Raw genomic sequence first — 16,837 nt, 5'->3', positions numbered from 1 at the left:
TGAAGGTGCCCCATCAACCATTAAATCCGTATACCCAAAAAAACTAAAGTTGTATACAAAGCTCTTTAATAGCAGCGCTTGTAGAGCTTGTATATTCAACTTTTACCCCCCTTAAATATCCTAACTCTTTTAAAATTAGCTCTTATAAACGGTTAAAAAGCCATCAAAAAAAGTTGTCCAGTTTTTCAAAATTTAAAATATATTTTCAATTTTTATGAATTTTTAATCTCACAATTAGAGATGCTAATCCTCCAGCGACTATAATGCGTATATAGATGTACCATTTTTAAGTAAGGAGACGTCACTATGAGTCAATCAACTCAAAAAGCCACGCTTTACAGAATGTCGACACCTGACCACCAATGCCCTTTTGGTTTAAAAACCAGGCACTTACTTAAAGCCAACGGTTACGATGTGGACGACAACCTGTTGGAAAGCCGAGAAGAAACCGACAAATTCAAGAAAAAGCACGACGTCGATACCACTCCACAAGTGTTTATTGGTGATAAACGTATCGGTGGGTACGAGGAGGTTCGAGCCTTTCTTGGAAAGCCTCTTCCTGACCCTGACGCAACCAGTTACCGGCCCGTTATTGCATTATTTATTATGACGGCACTCCTCTCTGTAGCCACGTCGTGGTTGTCTTTTGGTCGCGTATTTACCGTACAAACCATCGAGTGGTTCATCAGTTTCTCTATGGTGGTTCTGGCCTTGCTCAAACTCCAGGACGTAGAGAAATTCTCTACCATGTTTCTCAATTACGATCTTCTCGCCAAGAAATGGGTGCCTTATGGCCGTATTTACCCCTACGCCGAAGGCTTGGCGGGTCTGTTAATGGCAGCGGAATTTGCTCATGTCATTTCCATCCCTATTGCGTTATTCATAGGCATCGTGGGTTCTGTCTCCGTGTTTAAAGCCGTTTATGTCGACAAACGCGAGCTAAAATGTGCCTGTGTCGGTGGCTCCAGTAATGTGCCGTTAGGCTTCATTTCGCTCACTGAAAACCTCATGATGGTCGCTATGGCTATCTGGATGTTTTTTACAATGAACTAGAGAAGGAGCGCTATGCGTTCTTTTTCTTAACGCTTTTTACGTAAAAACAAAATCTCACCAGCGGCAATCAATGCCATACTGATAAGAGACGCCCAAATAACCAGCGGATCGCTTGTCCATTTCACCCATATAAAAGCGGCTAAAACGATGACATCTAGCGTGATTGCGCTGACAAGTATGTAAATATTCGCATTCACTTTTTGTCTAAGATGTCGCAATACCCCCCAGTGGATCGCAATGTCCATAACGATATAAAAAATAGCACCAAGCGAAGCGATTCGGCTCAAATCGAAAAAAGCAGCTAAGATCATAGCCATAACAATGGTGTAAACTAGCGTGTGCTTCTGAATGGAACCTGGCATACCGAAATGACTGTGTGGCACAAGCTTCATATTGGTCAACATAGCTAACATTCTTGAAACGGCGAACGCGCTGGCAATCACACCGGACACTGTGGCGACAATCGCAAACCCAACCGTAATCCAGAGTCCAGTTTCACCGTAGACGGGTCTCGCTGCCTCAGCAAGCGCATAGTCTTTCGCTTTCACAATCTCATCTATGGACAGGCTCGAGCCAACCGCCAGAGTGACCAGAACGTATATTAACGCGCAGATAATCAGCGAAATAATAATGGCACGCCCGACATTTCTCTTAGGCTCAACAATTTCACCGCCACTATTGGTTATTGTTGTAAACCCTTTGTACGCAAGTATGCTTAAAGCAATCCCCGCTAAAATACCGCCACCCGTAGCTTCTTCTGGAATAGCCGATATCGATTCAAACTGAATGCCTGAGGCCCACAAACCACCAGCCGCTAAAATGACCAACCCTAAAGTCTTAACAAAGGCCATAAAAAACGAGAACGTTTGAATAAACTGATTACTCAAAATATTGATAAAAAACGCAAAGAGCAGCAAACCCACCGCCAACAAAGGGATAAGCCACTGCGCTTCAAAAGAAATTAACTGGCTGGTATAAGACGCAAATGTCCGAGCGACTAAACTTTCATTAATCACCATAGAAAAGTACATCAAGAGTGCGAATATCGCCGTCACACTTCCTTTTCCATAAGCTTTACTGAGGAACATCGCAATACCGCCCGCTGACGGATAGGCTTTCGCCAACTTAACGTAAGAGTAAGCGCTAAAGCCGGCAATGATACCGCCGCACACAAATGCCAGGACAAACCACTCTCTTGCCAGCTGAGCAACTTGTCCGGTCAGTGCAAAAATACCAGCGCCAATCATCACACCAGTCCCCAGCGACACCGCCCCCCAAAGACTCAGGCTGCTTTTCTGATAATCCTGATGTCCGTGTTCATGATCGTGTTCTGCCATAATCAGCTCCTGTGATTGAACTCAGTTGGACCAATGGATCCGGATAATTTTCCAGCCAGACTCAGTCGTATTTGATACGGTTACGGTTTCATTCATCGTTAAATCAACCTCACGCCCGTTATACTCCCCGGAAACGCTATACCGAGAAGTGATCACAGCAAGGCCATCGGCTTCTTGTACTGTCCTTTCAAGCAACTGTGAAGGAACCGCCTGGCTAAACTTAATATCTGACTTAAGGTGATGAGCACTGTATTCAGCCAGGGACCGTTCAACGCCACCACCTTCAAAGATAAGCACATCATCGGAAAGCACGTCTTTAACGACCTCCGTGTCACCTTCAGTTAAAGCAGTTCGAAATGCATCAAGCACAGCGGTCGGCTCAGATAGTTTTTCGGCGCTACTGGGCGCTGAAATAAACATTACCGAAACCATAAAAACACTCACAAGTAATTTCATTCTTCTTATTCCTTACATTAACCGGGGGAAAACGCGCTGCTTAGCGCAGAGGCTAGGATAAAAATAGTGACAGCCAATACCATTTCTACCGTTATCGATTGCTTCAGTCGCTTCGCAGCCGACTCATTATTCAACTGGGGTACCAGCTTTAATTTATGCCGTGCGGCAACAAGAAGAATCAACGCCACAAACACAAGCTTCGTCAGCAATACCGTGTCGTATGATGTTAATGGCAGCTCTGGTATCCACTGTCCGGTTGCACTTCGATACATAACCACCCCCGCAATCAGGAGTATCGGAACCGCTGCAGACATATGCACACCAAAACGCTCCATAATGGCTTTCGCTTTAGCAAGCGGTACCGACGTTGCCAGCTTTCGCAATGAGTTAAGACTGCCGAACCAAACCCAAGCGACTAACAAGTGTGTTAAAAGCGCTAGCTTTCCCCACCAGACGGCGTCACTGCCGTGACCAATACTTAAAAAGCTCCATCCCATGAGTCCAATGGCGACAACATATAGCACCCACTTTATACGTTTTGGCTTAACAACGGAGTAAACAATCCAAGCAATAGCAACCGCTATCTGAAGTTGGATGAACAACCCAACAGGGCCGGTCCATATAAACTGCATGTAGGTCTTGTCAATCATGCCGGCAAAGCCTTCAGCAGCAAAACTACCGACTTTCAGAAAAAAATACAGAAGGCTTGCCAGTAATAGAAGCCACGCAACAAGGCTATTCTTTCGTTCAGACTGCTTTTTTAAACCGGACAAATAAACGATATAAGGCGAGGCGGTCATCACCGCGTTAAGCCAGAATATAAAGGCCAACGTTAAAACGCTGGCCACACTCCAAAGGGTCATCATTTCACCTCAAAGCTAAAATCACCCGATATTTTATGACTGTCCCCACCCATTGCCGTCCAATAAACCGTATAACCACCTGACGCCAAATTGTTTTTAACAGCAATTTCGTACGCTGCTTTGGGAGTCATGCTCATCGAAAAGTCCAGCGGATGCATTTTACCATCATCTGAGTGCAGCATAATTTTAGCCAGACGAACATCACCGGAAAAATTCATCGTAATTTCCGCTGGTGACTCGGACAAAGTCGCACCGTCCTCCGGGCTACTGGATGTTAGGCCGACGTGAGCGCTGGCCCATGCACTAAAAAATAACGTGGTACCGAAGGCTAACTTAAGTATGTTTTTCATGTTGTTTCCTCTTTGTTAATTATCAATTAAAACCAAACTCTGGCCCCAAGGACCACGCCTGTTTCTGTGGTGTCCTCACTCATTCGTTTCATTTCATCTGCCGTGTTGCCTAACGCGCCGTTCCAATAAACACCAATGTAGGGTGCAAACTCACGACTGATTTCGTGACGATAACGCAACCCCACACGCAAGTTGCTCAAGCCACTTTGCCGTTCATATTTGTCTGAGTCTGTCAGGTTGGCTGTTAACTCAATGCGAGGCTGTAAGTACGATGTTTGCGTTAACTGCCACTCATATTCAGTTTCGCTGACAAACTGGACATCGCCTTCTTCGTTCACCATCAACGAGTTGTCCATTTCAAACCAATACGGAGCCAGCCCCATGAAGCTAACAACGGCATAATTTTCCATAGAGGCATCGGACGATAAGGAGCCTCGCGTACCGACACCGGCCTGAAACGACCAAAACGGAGACATCAGGTAGCCGTATAACAACTCAGCACTTTCCAAGTCAGTGGGCTCTCCGTCATCTTGAATATTTTCCCCCTCACTTTTGAAGACAAACCGATGATAATCACCACCGTACCAAGCCATCATGTCCCAAACGGCAACGTTCTCTTCCTCGTTGGTTCGCGTTAACTCCAACCGATCGAACAGTACTTGCCCGGTGTAATATTCTTTGACGGGTTCAGGCCAGTCCTCTTTCGCATGTCCGGCGACTGCTAAACCTGGCAACAACGCCGCACCCACTAATAATGATTTACCGTACATAATTGTCCTCCTTATGCGACATTGACCACACGGAACATACCCGCTTTCATGTGATACAACAGGTGACAGTGGAACGCCCAACTACCCGGCGCGTCTGCCGTTATCAATAACGACACTTTTTCGCTCGGCTTCAGGCTAATCGTATGTTTGCGTGGGCGTGGATACTGTCCGTTTTCAAGTTCCATCCACATACCGTGTAGGTGTATGGGGTGGTCCATCATCGTATCGTTTACCATCACCAACCTCAGTCGTTCTCCATGATGAAACTGAACCGGGCCATCCACTTCGGTAAACTTCTTCCCGTCGAAAGACCACATGTAACGCTCCATATTACCCGTTAAGTGCAGCTCTATCTGTCGTTCGGGCTCCCGCGTATCCGGCCATTCATGCGCGCCGACCAAGTCGGTATACACTAAGACTTTATGATCAACGTCTTCCAATCCAATCCCGGGTTCATGCAAACGGCTTACCGGGTTTGTAGCAATCATAGCCGCCCCGGCGCCATGTCCGGACTCACGGTGTTTGATTTTAATGTTTTCGACCGGGAGCTCTTTTTTATGTGTCATTTTATGCGTCATATGGCTGTTATTGCCGCCCATATGCTTCATATTCATGCTATTGCCTTTCATATCACCGGACATCGCCATCGCTCCCATGCCCATAGCGGCCATGCCACGCTCCACAGCAGGCCTCAAATCAGGAACCTCTGCTTCTAAACCAATTTCCGGTGTTAAGGTGCCTCTGACATAGCCACTTCGATCAAAGCTCTCGGCGAAAATGGTGTAAGGCTTGTTTTGCTTGGGCTGAACAATTACATCGTAGGTTTCCGCCACACCAATGCGGAACTCGTCAACTGGCACTGGCTTCACAGGCTGCCCGTCAGCGGCCACTACCGTCATTTCCAACCCAGGGATCCTCACATCGAAATAACTCATTGCTGAACCGTTAATGATACGAAGGCGTACTTTTTCACCAGGCTTAAACAATGCTGACCAGTTCATCTGTGAATCGCGGCCATTCATCAGGTAGGTATAAGTACTGCCCGTCACATCCGCAATATCACGGGGGCTCATTCGCATTTGCCCCCACATTTCTCGTTGCTTCCAGGTTTTCTCTAACCCTTGCTGTCGCACGTCCTCGAAGGTCTCAAATATCGTACGTTTTTGATAGTTATAGTACCCCTCCGCAACTTTCAAGTTACGAAACACGGTATCCGGATCTTCGAATGTCCAGTCGCTGAGAATAATGGTATGTTCTCGATCAGCACCAATGTCTCCGTCTTTCGGTTCAATCACTAACGGCCCCAGGTGTCCCAATTGCTCCTGTAAACCCGAGTGGCTGTGATACCAATAAGTGCCATTTTGCTCAACGTCGTAGCGATACTTATAAGTTCGCCACGGCTTTATACCTTCAAATGAAACCCCGGGTACGCCATCCATATTTTCAGGCAAAATAATCCCATGCCAGTGGATTGACGTGTCTTCAGATAGTCTATTGGTCACATTTAGCTTGGCTCGTTGACCTTCTTTCAAACGAATTAGAGGACCAGGCATTTGACCGTTAATCGTTATAGGTGTGCCAACCTTATTCCCTACTAACAAAGGAGACTTCGCGATGGTTAAATCAATTTCATCTTTCGTCAAAACTTGATCTTTAAATTTACGCCCTTGAGGTGTTGCCCATGTTGGGGCTACTTTGGCAATTGCTAAAGCAGACGCCACAGTGAATGCAGATTTAATAAACTTTCGACGCCCTTTGTTAAACTCATTGCTCATTATGACTCTCCTCTTTTGAGGTTAAATTTTGATAACGTTGAACGTCCTGTTCCTTATCAGACGGCTCATCAGAAACCGATGATTTAAACCCTTTAATCGCACTACCAAGATCGGAGCCCAGGGTTCGTAGCTTTTTGCTACCAAAAAGAAGGATGACAATAACTAGTAAAATTCCTAGCTGAACCATACTCAAGCCGCCAAAACCCATATCTAAAGCCCTCCATTTGAGAGTGCTTGCTGCTGCTCTAAACTTGCTATCTGCTTATAAGGTGTAATTGAACCGTCCTCTTTGATTTCATAGACCGTATACGGTTGAAACCGAGTACCCATTTCCATACCAACAGACCCTACCGGCATGCCAGGAACAGTTAATCCAATGCCATTGGCTGACTTTTTCCCAGCTAAATAATGAGAAACCAATGTAGGAGGAACGTGCCCCTCAAAGACATAGCCATTACTAGAAATAGCGGTATGACAGGATTGGACCTCGGCACTAATACCGGCATCACGTTTTCGTTGGGTCAAGTTGTTCGGATGTTGTACGGACACACTAAAGCTATCCGGTAAAGCTTGTAACCACTTTTCACAGCAACCGCAGTTGGGATCTTTTAGAACGGTTAGTTGCTGCTCTTCTACATCGGTTGCAGATACAGACACGGAAAACAGCATCGCCAAAACAGCGATATTGCGTTTGATAGACATAATTATTCACCGATTAATAAGTTTTAAGGGAACACGCCGAGCGTGAGTTAAATTTCTAGTAACTTATTAAGCGGTAATTATTGGGGGACGGAATAAATTAGACGCGTGTTTAGCACGAATGGAGGTGTCAACGGGCGCATCGACTTTGGCAGAGAGGTTAACTGCAGCGGCATTAACCGAAGAAGACTGTCCGACAAATAAAACCGAGCCGCCGGAGCAATGCCGAATGGGCATGTCAGCACAGCACGAGTTGTGCTTTTGCGTCTCATGCTCGCAATCGTTTGTGTCGGCTTCGTACATCATGCTGTGCTGCACTTGGCTGTTATCATGACATGCGTGAGCTTCTGCCGTTTGCGAAAACGACATCGACACCAATAGCACTGTCATTAATAACAGAATTCGAATTAGCACGAGCACCCTGCTTTTTGCAATTTAATAAACTACAGTCTAACGTCATTTTAACGCATGTCAAATAAGGAGCAGATAATGATGAATCACGAAATGTTCGCAGGTATGGGCTTTCTATGGATGCTGATTGTGGGAGCTATTTTTATTGTTCCCGCATGGCGTATCTGCCAACGAGTTGGCTACCCTGGTCCATTGGGTCTTCTGATTGTTATCCCTATCGCAAATATCATTCTTCTTTACTTTATAGCGTTCGGCCCATGGAAAAATGTTGATAAATAGCTAATTCACTTTAACCAAAGCAACAAGTATAGCTTTTCATCTCTGATCAGAAGCACGAATTTATTTGCCACTACACGTTCACAAGTTGCAGACCACTATAGCTATGTTCAACGTGTTAAGCGAGTATTGGGCATAGCCAAAAAGTTAAAAGATTCATTTGTGAAAAAGCTTTCAATCAAAAAACTAAAGCTGAAGTTTTAGTAACAAGGTAAGTAACACGCTTGAATCTTAATATTTTTTATCCACTATAAAACAATAAGTTATTAGATCTTATCGATTCGCCTCCGACACTTCGTAAACTCGCACGAGCTCGGCTAGACGCCGTAATTTTTAGGTAAGGAGGGTTTAAAATAGCTTTATTGAAAGTAGGAGTTGTCTTGCCGCTGGTTCGATCATTTATTATTTCTACGGCATGCTCGATAAAGTCTATTTGGTTTATATGTGACTTCCAAGCTACGCCGGATTCCTGGCTAGCTTCCTCACATAGGCCAAACGAATCCTCCAAGCGCTCCACTAAAACGTTCTCCAACTCCCATGCGTTGCCGCTAATTGAAGTTGGAGCGAACTCGGTCAACGCTCTCGCCACCAATGATGCAGTTAATGAACCACCACCAGCACCGGCGTCAAGGACCCGAACCTCACCATCTAGATTTCTAAACATCCCAGACAAGGTTTGAGCAACAGAAGCAGGAGTCATAAACTGACCTTTCTGCCCGCGTGTACTTTGGTCAAGCAACTGGTTAGCATCAGTCCTATACTGATCAACCGTGTCAACTAGACTTTCTAGGGCATTAGGCTGTAGCAACATGGCTGTATTATCTATCATATACACCTCTACTGTTCATTCATACAGTATACTCCTCCAAGAAAAAATCCCAAGACAAATCCTTAAAATTTTTGATTTTATCCTGATTTCTATTACAAAGAAGAATACTTCGATTGGATATCAACACAGTGATATATCTTTTAAATCATGATGACTAGAGGTACGCACTAGCTTTATATAACATCTACTAATTATCATTATCAGTTTCCTTCACCACCACTCTTTTGTGATGGCTGGTAGCTTCAGCTTGCCTAGCAGCTTCCTTTACTCTACAAAAATCTGCGTATTACCACGCTGGCGCTCAAAGTAGCATTCCATATGAAACCATCAGACTAGCTCCAAGGTGGTCCAAGTTTTTAGGCTCATCTTAACTTAGATCAACTTTACTCCGTTGGTAACAAAAGTAGCTAGTCAGCTTCACGGTATCCGGCTGTTTAAGCGCTTGTACTTCGGCCATGCCCGAATTCCTTTTTTTGCTGTAAAACGTGACTTTGAGTACTGAACAGGGTATAAAGGGGGAAATAGCCCGTTTTTAGGGGGGTTGCTTGTTCCCGTTATTGCATTTTGAGAACTTAGTAGTAATCAAAACAGAACGACTCTTGTTGATGATATATCTTTTAAATTATGGTGAGTCCAAGCTTTGATTGAGAACGGCTTTTAATTAATGTACCGTAGTGACGCCTTTTTAAACCGTAGGTAATAATGCTTAGACTGGGATTTTTAATACTGGTGCTTGTTGCTGTTCTGACTCAAATCAGTCAGGCGGTTGCTGACGTGCATCAATCTCACCAGTCCTCTTCTGAGCAACACTTCAATTTTGAGCATGACGAATCCCACATCGACAAACGTAGTCTTCCGAAAAATGGAGAAATCAGCTTTGATTGCCACCATTGCTGTCACTGCCATGGCTCATTTCACCTATACGCAATGAAGTCAGAAAAGTCACTGGCGTTACCCCGCTTGAATGTGACCCGCCCCGGTTACACCCAGTTTTACACTAATCCTCTGTCATCGCCGCTGTTCCGGCCTCCCATCTCCTCATAACTGCCTAATAAGCTGCGTTAGCAGCGCAAGAAATCATTATTTTACGCAGTAATATGACTGAGGAGTCTATCTATGGGTCCGTTTTCGACACATAGCAAACGCTTGTTTGTTGCCGTAAGTCTGGCAATAAGTTCAAGCTACGCCAATGCACAACAGTTGCCCGAGCAATGGCAAAAAACTGTGCAGCAACACCCCAGTGTTGAAGCCGCTCAACAGCAGGCTGAAGCGCTGATCCAACAGGGCAAACAATTAAATCAGCCTTTGTACAACCCTAGCTTATCGTCACGCTTAGAGCGCGAGGGTGACATCAATAATTACGCTGTTGGTCTAAGCCAGACGCTGGACTGGAGCACTCGCAATGAAGCAAGGGCCAGTCAGAGTGACGCCATGACGGCTATGGCAGTGAGTATTTATCGCCAGTCGGCGACATCGCATGCTAAAACTTTGTTGAATGCCTATGTGCAATGGCTGGACGCAAAACAGCGTTACGCACTGGCTGAGCAGCAAGAGAAAATCGTTAAACAGGCGATAAGCCTGGTTGCCGAACGACGTAAAGCCGGTGACTTAGGTGCCGTCGACGAACAACTGACGGTACTCGCGCTAAGTCGGCAACTGCAACAAACGGCAGCGGCTTATCAACAACTGCAATCCGCTGAAGCAGAGTTAAACGCTCTGCTAACAACGTCTGATGTCGGTCAACTCTCCATTAATGAGGAGCTATTTAACGTTGAACCTGCGTTAACGGCTCGTTGGCAACAACATCCAGCGTTAAAAGCCGCTTACCTGCAATGGCAATTAAAGCGCGCCGATGTCGACTGGAAACGCTCGTTAACCACCGCCAACCCAACCGTAGGCGTCGAAGCGGGCGAGAGCGATAACGAAACAGTAATTGGCTTATCATTCAGCATTCCACTACAGGTTCGCAATAACTACAGCGATGAGGTGCGCGCAGCCAATAGCGAAGCTGTTGCTGAAGAAAAACGTTTGATTGCACTAAGGCAACAATGGCAAGCAGCACTGAAATCGTCTCTTAACAATTATCGTTTTGTGAAAAAACAGTGGCAAAGCTGGCAAAGAGACTTTCAATCTCGGCAGGATGAGTCGATGCAGGTGATTGAGCAGTCCTGGCTCGCCGGTGACCTATCCACCACAGACTACCTCACCGCTGTGCAACAGCAGCTCGATAGCCAATTTGCAGGGATAGCGCTGCAAACACAATATCGGTTGGCCGCCATTGAATGGTTGTACCGTTCGGGCGAACTCAGTAAAGCACTGACGTTATCGCCGTTAAGCCAGCCAACAAACGCAGAGATTGGAGAGTAAACGATGTCAGTAAAACCTTTATACGCAGCAATAGCACTTGCGCTGAGCTTTTCGGTTATGGCGCAGGATGAACACGGACACGACGAAAAAGAAGATACCCACAAGGAAGAAGGCAAACACGAGCAAGGTGAACATAAGGAAAGCTCAGGCGTGGAGCTATCCAGCAAGCAGCTATCCATGGCAGATATCACCACGCGAACCTTGCAAACTCAAGTCATTGAATATCCGGTTTATGCCCCGGGCGAGGTGGTTGCTAACGACTTTAATAGCTATATCGTGAGTCCGCGCATCGATTCGACCGTTCTCAAACGTTTTGTCAGTATTGGCGATCACGTCGAAAAAGGTGAGCCACTGGCAACCCTCTTCAGCGCCACCATGGCGGAGGCGCAAAGTCAGTATTTGGTCACACTTAACGAATGGCAACGCGTGCAGTCACTCGGTGAGTCAACGGTGGGTGAAAAACGCTTTGTCGAAGCGAAAAACGCCTTTACCTCAGCGCAAGCGCAACTCAAAGCATTTGGTATGTCAGCCAGCGACATTAAGCGTTTAAGTAAAGCTAACTACCCTATCGGCGAATACCAACTGACCTCAGAAATTGGCGGGATTGTGGTTAGCGATAACTTCAAGCAAGGCCAGCAAGTTAATGCCGGTAATCACTTGGTTGAAGTGCTGCAAGAAGAAACCTTGTGGGTTAATGCTCGTCTACCAGGCTCAGCTGACCTTAGTGTGCAGTTTGGTGATCCTGTTACAGTGAGTGTCGACAATCAGCGCTTTGCGGCAAAAGTCATTCAGGAAGGCCACACAATAGACCATAAAACCCGCACCCGAACGGTACGACTTGCGGTAAATAACGAAAAGGACCAATTACACCCTGGTTTATTTGCGGATGTTTATTTCTCAGTCAAGTCGGATGGACCGGTGCTTGCAGTTAAGGACTCAGCCTTAATGCGGGCCCCTGATGGTGACTGGCAGATATTCATTGAGCACGAACCCGGAAAGTTTGAACCGAAGAAAGTCGAATTGGTTGATGAAAAGGGTCCGTGGAAAGTTATTCGAGGCGTTAACGAAGGCACAAAATACGTAGACAACGGCGCGTTTTTCGTTCGCTCACAAATCGCTAAAGGCGGTTTTGACCCACATAACCACTAACAGGAGGTTGTATGTTTCAGCGCATTATTCAGTTTGCTGCCGCCAATCGCCTGTTATTGGTATTGGCTTTATTCAGCATCAGCATTGCGTCATTTTTTATTATTCCCAAACTTAATCTGGATGCCTTTCCCGATGTTACCAACGTTCAGGTAACGGTAAATACGGAAGCACCAGGATTAGCAGCGACCGAAGTCGAGCAGCTTATTACCTATCCGATAGAGTCGGTGATGTATGCCCTGCCCGACGTCAAAGAAGTTCGGTCAATCTCAAAAACAGGTTTATCGGGCATTACCGTGGTATTTGACGAGAGTGTCGATATCTACTTTGCCCGGCAACTGGTATTCGAGCGGCTGCAAGCGGCAAAGGAGTTGATTCCAGAGGGAGTCGGCACGCCCGAAATGGGCCCTAACTCTTCCGGTCTCGGCCAGGTTTATCAGTATCTGCTACTTGCCGAGCCGGGCTCTGGTGTCAGTAGCATGGAGCTACGCAGTCTTAACGACTATGTGGTTAAACTGCTACTGATGCCCGTTGAGGGAATTACCGAAGTCTTGTCCTTTGGCGGTGAAGTTAAGCAATATCAGGTTAACCTCAATCCCGCCAAGCTGCTGTCTTACGACCTTACCCAGCAAGACGTCATGGGCGCGGTCAACAAGAATAACGGTAACGTTGGTGGTTGGTATATGCCCCGCGGTCAGGAGCAGTTGGTTATTCGCGGCACCGGCTGGTTGGATAGCGGTAAAAAAGGCCTGCAACAAATACGACAAATACCGCTCAAAACCGTTGACGGCGTTTCCGTAACACTGGGACAGGTTGCCGACGTCGAAATCGGCAGTGAAATTCGCCAGGGGGCGGTCTCAATGTCGCGTAAAGTCGACGGCGAGGTCAACCAGTTGGGCGAAGTGGTGTCGGGTATTGTGCTCAAACGCATGGGCTCGAATACCAAAGCCACCATCGACGGTATTAAAAAGCGCATTCCGCTTATTCAGCAAGCATTACCCGAGGGTGTTACCTTTGAGCCGTATTATGATCAGGCCGATTTAATACAAAAAGCCGTATCTACGGTCGCGTATTCACTGCTCATTGCCTTTGTGTTTATTATCGCAGTATTAGCACTGTTTTTGCTCAACATACGCGCTACTTTTTTAGTGTTACTGTCCATTCCCGTTTCTATCGCCATTGCCCTGATGGTAATGTCCGCGATGGGCATGTCGGCTAACCTGATGTCGCTGGGCGGGATTGCTGTTGCCATTGGTATGCTGGTCGACGGCTCCGTGGTGATGGTTGAAAATATCTTTAAGCACTTAAGTCGTCCGGATAGTGAACACCAAGACGACGCCGAGCAACGCACAGAGCACCGCGACCCGGATCCTCAGGCAGCCAAACTCGATAGTCATGGTATCAAGCTGCGAGTTAAGGAAGCGGCTAACGAAGTGGCACGACCGGTATTCTTTGCCGCCATGATTATCTTGGTGGTCTTTATGCCACTGTTTAGTTTTCAGGGTGTTGAAGCTAAATTATTTGAGCCCATGGCTATCAGTATTATGCTGGCCATTATCTCCGCGGTTTTTGTGGCCATCATGGTTGTACCGGCATTAGCCAGTTACTTTTTCAGTCGGGGTATTAAGCCTCGTGAAAATAAGCTGCTTAAACCACTAGATAATGGTTATAAAAGACTATTATCGGTGGCGTTACGCAGTAAAAAGGCTGTTATTGCCCTGGCCGGTGTGCTGTTTGTCGGCGCTTTGGTGTTAGTGCCTCGTCTCGGCACAGAGTTTGCGCCCGAACTGGAAGAAGGCACGATTAATATTCGCGTGACATTAGCCCCCTCCTCTAACCTTGAAACGGCCTTAGAGGTGGCTCCGAAGCTTGAAAAAATCCTGATGTCGTTCCCGGAAACCACCTACGCACTCAGCCGCATTGGACGAGCCGAAGTGGGCGGCGATCCAGAGCCTATCAGCAACATCGAGATATATGTGGGTCTTAAGCCGCAATCCGAATGGACAACGGCATCCGATCGCTACGCCTTACAAGAAAAAATGGAGGCAAAACTCGATGCTCACCCAGGCTTGTTGTTTAATTTTTCACAACCTATTGCAACACGGGTTGATGAACTGCTCTCAGGTGTAAAATCGCAGCTAGCCATCAAACTATTTGGACCCGAGCTTGACGTGTTGGCCCGTAAAGGCCAGGAAATAGAAAGTGCCGTCAAGCAGGTTGACGGGGCCGTTGCAGTAGCGATGGAGCAAATAAAAGGTGAAGCACAACTGGTGGTTTCGCCGAAACGCCAACAACTCTCACGCTACGGCTTAAATGTCTCCGATGTACTTAGCGTTGTCGACAATGGCTTGGGTGGCGCTTCGGCAGGCCAGATCATTCGCGGTAATGAGCGCTATGATATTTACGTGCGGTTGGCCAAGCAATTCCGCGATACGCCGGAGTCTATTCGCTCGTTACGCTTGTTAACTCCCTCGGGGGCCTGGGTAACCTTAGGCGAAGTCGCCAACGTTGCAATTGAATCAGGACCACCGCAAATCCGTCGTGATGATGTACAGCGTCGCGTTGTAATTCAATCGAACGTTCAGGGTCGTGACATGGGCAGCGTGGTTGCCGATATTAGGAAGGCGATTGACGAGAAGGTGGATTTACCAACCGGTTACTCAGTCGACATTGGTGGCCAGTTCGAAAGTCAACAAAGAGCACAGAAGCGCTTGTCCATTGTCGTTCCCATATCGCTGGCACTCATCGCCCTGCTGCTTTATTTTGCTTTCGGCACCATGGGTCAAGCCATGTTGATTTTGGTGAATGTACCGTTGGCAGTCATCGGTGGTATTGTGGCACTCTATGTGTCAGGACAGTACTTATCGGTGCCCAGCGCCGTGGGTTTCATCACACTGTTTGGTGTGGCGGTACTAAACGGTGTGGTTCTGGTCGAAAGTATAAACCAGAGAATAACCGATGGGCATGCAGTTAATGATGCCGTGTTTGATGGCGCATGGTCTCGACTACGCCCGGTATTAATGACGGCAATAACCTCAGCGTTAGGACTCATTCCCATGCTGTTTGCAACCGGCGCAGGCGCTGAAATTCAGCGTCCATTGGCCACCGTCATTGTTGGCGGTTTGGTGTCTGCGACATTGCTAACACTGGTTATCTTACCCGTGCTCTATCCTTGGTTTTCGAAACAAAAAATTAAGGATCTGAGCCGTTAGGGTTCAGCACTTAAGGGGGCGGTTATTGCCGCCCCTTCTACTACAAAGAGGAACGTATTATGGGGCATCACCATAACCATGATCACTCAAAGGACATGCCGTCCAACCGATTAGGGTGGGCATTTGTTCTTAACTTTGTTTTCACCATTATCGAGTTTATTGGTGGCTTTCTTACCAACAGTACCGCCATTTTAGCTGATGCCGTTCATGATCTTGGCGATAGCTTGTCGCTTGGCCTGGCGTGGGTACTTAATAAGCTGGGCAAAAAACAGGCTAACCAACACTTTACCTACGGTTATAAGCGACTCAATCTTGCCGGTGCATTTATTAATGCCGTTGTTTTAATCGCAGGCTCTGCCTGGGTACTTGTGGAAGCGATTCCCAGGCTCTGGAACCCTCAAATGCCCATCGCTGATGGCATGATTGCGTTGGCGGTACTTGGCATTGTGGTTAATGGATTTGCCGCTTACAAATTGTCAGAGGGCAAAACGTTAAACGAACGCGTTATTAACTGGCACTTGCTGGAGGATGTTCTCGGCTGGGTTGCTGTACTTATCGTTGGTATTGTTTTGTTGTTTGTGGATTGGCCAATTCTCGATCCGCTACTGTCGATTGGTTTTACGATGTTTATTTTAGTGAATGTACTGCGCAACCTGTGGGCAACGCTGAAACTCTTCATACAGGCCACGCCAGACAAAGACACCTACAGACAAGTCGCTGACGCTTTACTGGAGCTACCTCATGTTGCTGACCTACACCATTTGCATTTTTGGTCACTAGACGGCGAGGAGCATGTATTAACCGTTCATTTGGTGTTAACTGAAAATCTTGATATCGAGGCCCGTAGCGACTTAAAACAGCACATCGATAACGTCCTTGCGCCCTATGCTCTAAGCCATACAACGGTAGAACTCGAAGATCCTGATGAAGCGTGCCGGGACAACTGATAATGAGTGCATTATTTTTATTAAAAACACTCGGGTTATTTATTGCCACCGCAGTTGCTGAAATTGTCGGTTGCTATTTACCCTACTTATGGCTCAAAGAGGGTCATTCTGTTTGGTTACTCATTCCGGCGGCAATGAGCTTAGCCTTATTTGCTTACTTATTAACACTTCATCCAGCGGAAAGCGGGCGCGTTTACGCAGCCTACGGCGGTATTTACGTATTAACTGCCATAGTCTGGCTGCGAATTGTCGATAAATCGCCTTTATCCAGCTTCGACCTGATTGGGACGGCGTTTGTGCTCACAGGCATGGGGATCATTGTATATGGTTGGCGTTAGACTGGGCT

The 16,837-nt window shown here is 46.7% G+C and carries 18 protein-coding genes; 7 read left to right on the top strand and 11 right to left on the bottom strand.

Annotated features, from left to right (window positions below):
* The first annotated feature begins 306 nt into the window (after positions 1 to 306).
* On the top strand, positions 307 to 1,053 hold the full coding sequence (locus ASC40_RS00195) for a MauE/DoxX family redox-associated membrane protein (protein ID WP_055437791.1): 747 nt from the start codon (positions 307 to 309) through the stop codon (positions 1,051 to 1,053).
* A 26-nt stretch (positions 1,054 to 1,079) separates the two neighbouring features.
* On the opposite strand, the gene ASC40_RS00190 is transcribed toward ASC40_RS00195, so the two are convergent.
* The 9 genes from ASC40_RS00190 to ASC40_RS00150 all read right to left on the bottom strand — a co-directional run bounded on the left by ASC40_RS00190 (position 1,080) and on the right by ASC40_RS00150 (position 7,717).
* Positions 1,080 to 2,390 carry an APC family permease gene (locus ASC40_RS00190; RefSeq protein WP_055437790.1) on the bottom strand — a complete coding sequence of 437 codons (1,311 nt, stop codon included), beginning with the start codon at positions 2,388 to 2,390 and terminating at the stop codon, positions 1,080 to 1,082.
* A 21-nt stretch (positions 2,391 to 2,411) separates the two neighbouring features.
* Positions 2,412 to 2,846, bottom strand: coding sequence for a YybH family protein (locus ASC40_RS00185; protein WP_055437789.1), 435 nt, complete (start codon positions 2,844 to 2,846; stop codon positions 2,412 to 2,414).
* Between the two features lie 17 nt (positions 2,847 to 2,863).
* Positions 2,864 to 3,712, bottom strand: coding sequence for a copper resistance D family protein (locus ASC40_RS00180; protein ID WP_245622144.1), 849 nt, complete (start codon positions 3,710 to 3,712; stop codon positions 2,864 to 2,866).
* Positions 3,709 to 4,059: a copper resistance CopC family protein gene (locus tag ASC40_RS00175; RefSeq protein ID WP_055437787.1), complete on the bottom strand. Its 351-nt coding sequence runs from the start codon at positions 4,057 to 4,059 to the stop codon at positions 3,709 to 3,711. Before ASC40_RS00175 ends, ASC40_RS00180 begins: the two co-directional genes overlap by 4 nt.
* Before the next feature lie 26 nt (positions 4,060 to 4,085).
* Positions 4,086 to 4,829, bottom strand: a complete 744-nt coding sequence (locus tag ASC40_RS00170; RefSeq protein WP_055437786.1) for a copper resistance protein B — start codon at positions 4,827 to 4,829, stop codon at positions 4,086 to 4,088.
* Between the two features lie 11 nt (positions 4,830 to 4,840).
* Entirely contained in the window at positions 4,841 to 6,604 is a 1,764-nt protein-coding gene (locus tag ASC40_RS00165; protein ID WP_055437785.1) for a copper resistance system multicopper oxidase, read from the bottom strand.
* Entirely contained in the window at positions 6,594 to 6,812 is a 219-nt protein-coding gene (gene tatA, locus ASC40_RS00160; protein ID WP_055437784.1) for a twin-arginine translocase TatA/TatE family subunit, read from the bottom strand. The genes ASC40_RS00165 and tatA overlap by 11 nt, the downstream gene beginning before the upstream one ends.
* Positions 6,813 to 6,814: 2 nt before the next feature.
* Complete coding sequence (locus ASC40_RS00155) at positions 6,815 to 7,306, bottom strand: DUF411 domain-containing protein (protein WP_034732809.1); 492 nt, start codon at positions 7,304 to 7,306, stop codon at positions 6,815 to 6,817.
* Between the two features lie 66 nt (positions 7,307 to 7,372).
* Positions 7,373 to 7,717, bottom strand: a complete 345-nt coding sequence (locus ASC40_RS00150; protein WP_055437783.1) for a hypothetical protein — start codon at positions 7,715 to 7,717, stop codon at positions 7,373 to 7,375.
* 75 nt (positions 7,718 to 7,792) lie between these two features.
* Between ASC40_RS00150 and ASC40_RS00145 the strand changes: the two genes are divergently transcribed.
* Positions 7,793 to 7,993 carry a hypothetical protein gene (locus ASC40_RS00145; protein WP_006956255.1) on the top strand — a complete coding sequence of 67 codons (201 nt, stop codon included), beginning with the start codon at positions 7,793 to 7,795 and terminating at the stop codon, positions 7,991 to 7,993.
* A gap of 238 nt (positions 7,994 to 8,231) precedes the next feature.
* On the opposite strand, the gene ASC40_RS00140 is transcribed toward ASC40_RS00145, so the two are convergent.
* Positions 8,232 to 8,819, bottom strand: a complete 588-nt coding sequence (locus ASC40_RS00140) for a hypothetical protein (RefSeq protein WP_055437782.1) — start codon at positions 8,817 to 8,819, stop codon at positions 8,232 to 8,234.
* 720 nt (positions 8,820 to 9,539) lie between these two features.
* Positions 9,540 to 9,725 carry a hypothetical protein gene (locus ASC40_RS00135; RefSeq protein WP_055437781.1) on the bottom strand — a complete coding sequence of 62 codons (186 nt, stop codon included), beginning with the start codon at positions 9,723 to 9,725 and terminating at the stop codon, positions 9,540 to 9,542.
* Between the two features lie 210 nt (positions 9,726 to 9,935).
* Here ASC40_RS00135 and ASC40_RS00130 point away from each other — a divergent pair, with 210 nt between their 5' ends.
* The 5 genes from ASC40_RS00130 to ASC40_RS00110 are packed head-to-tail and all read left to right on the top strand — an operon-like array spanning position 9,936 to position 16,829.
* Positions 9,936 to 11,186 (top strand): TolC family protein, encoded by a 1,251-nt coding sequence (locus tag ASC40_RS00130; protein WP_055437780.1) that lies wholly within the window; start codon positions 9,936 to 9,938, stop codon positions 11,184 to 11,186.
* A 3-nt stretch (positions 11,187 to 11,189) separates the two neighbouring features.
* The gene (locus ASC40_RS00125; RefSeq protein WP_055437779.1) at positions 11,190 to 12,335 is read left to right on the top strand and encodes an efflux RND transporter periplasmic adaptor subunit; all 1,146 of its coding nucleotides are present in this window, start codon (positions 11,190 to 11,192) and stop codon (positions 12,333 to 12,335) included.
* 11 nt (positions 12,336 to 12,346) lie between these two features.
* A complete protein-coding gene (locus ASC40_RS00120; RefSeq protein ID WP_055437778.1) occupies positions 12,347 to 15,544 on the top strand; it encodes an efflux RND transporter permease subunit in 3,198 nt (1,065 codons plus the stop codon).
* A gap of 59 nt (positions 15,545 to 15,603) precedes the next feature.
* The gene (locus ASC40_RS00115; protein WP_055437777.1) at positions 15,604 to 16,491 is read left to right on the top strand and encodes a cation diffusion facilitator family transporter; all 888 of its coding nucleotides are present in this window, start codon (positions 15,604 to 15,606) and stop codon (positions 16,489 to 16,491) included.
* A 2-nt stretch (positions 16,492 to 16,493) separates the two neighbouring features.
* On the top strand, positions 16,494 to 16,829 hold the full coding sequence (locus ASC40_RS00110; protein WP_055437776.1) for a YnfA family protein: 336 nt from the start codon (positions 16,494 to 16,496) through the stop codon (positions 16,827 to 16,829).
* The last annotated feature ends 8 nt before the right edge of the window (positions 16,830 to 16,837 follow it).

It is taken from the genome of Pseudidiomarina woesei (genome assembly GCF_001418345.1).
GTDB classification, from domain to species: Bacteria; Pseudomonadota; Gammaproteobacteria; order Enterobacterales; family Alteromonadaceae; genus Pseudidiomarina; species Pseudidiomarina woesei.
This window is presented reverse-complemented; position numbering and strand designations above follow the sequence as displayed.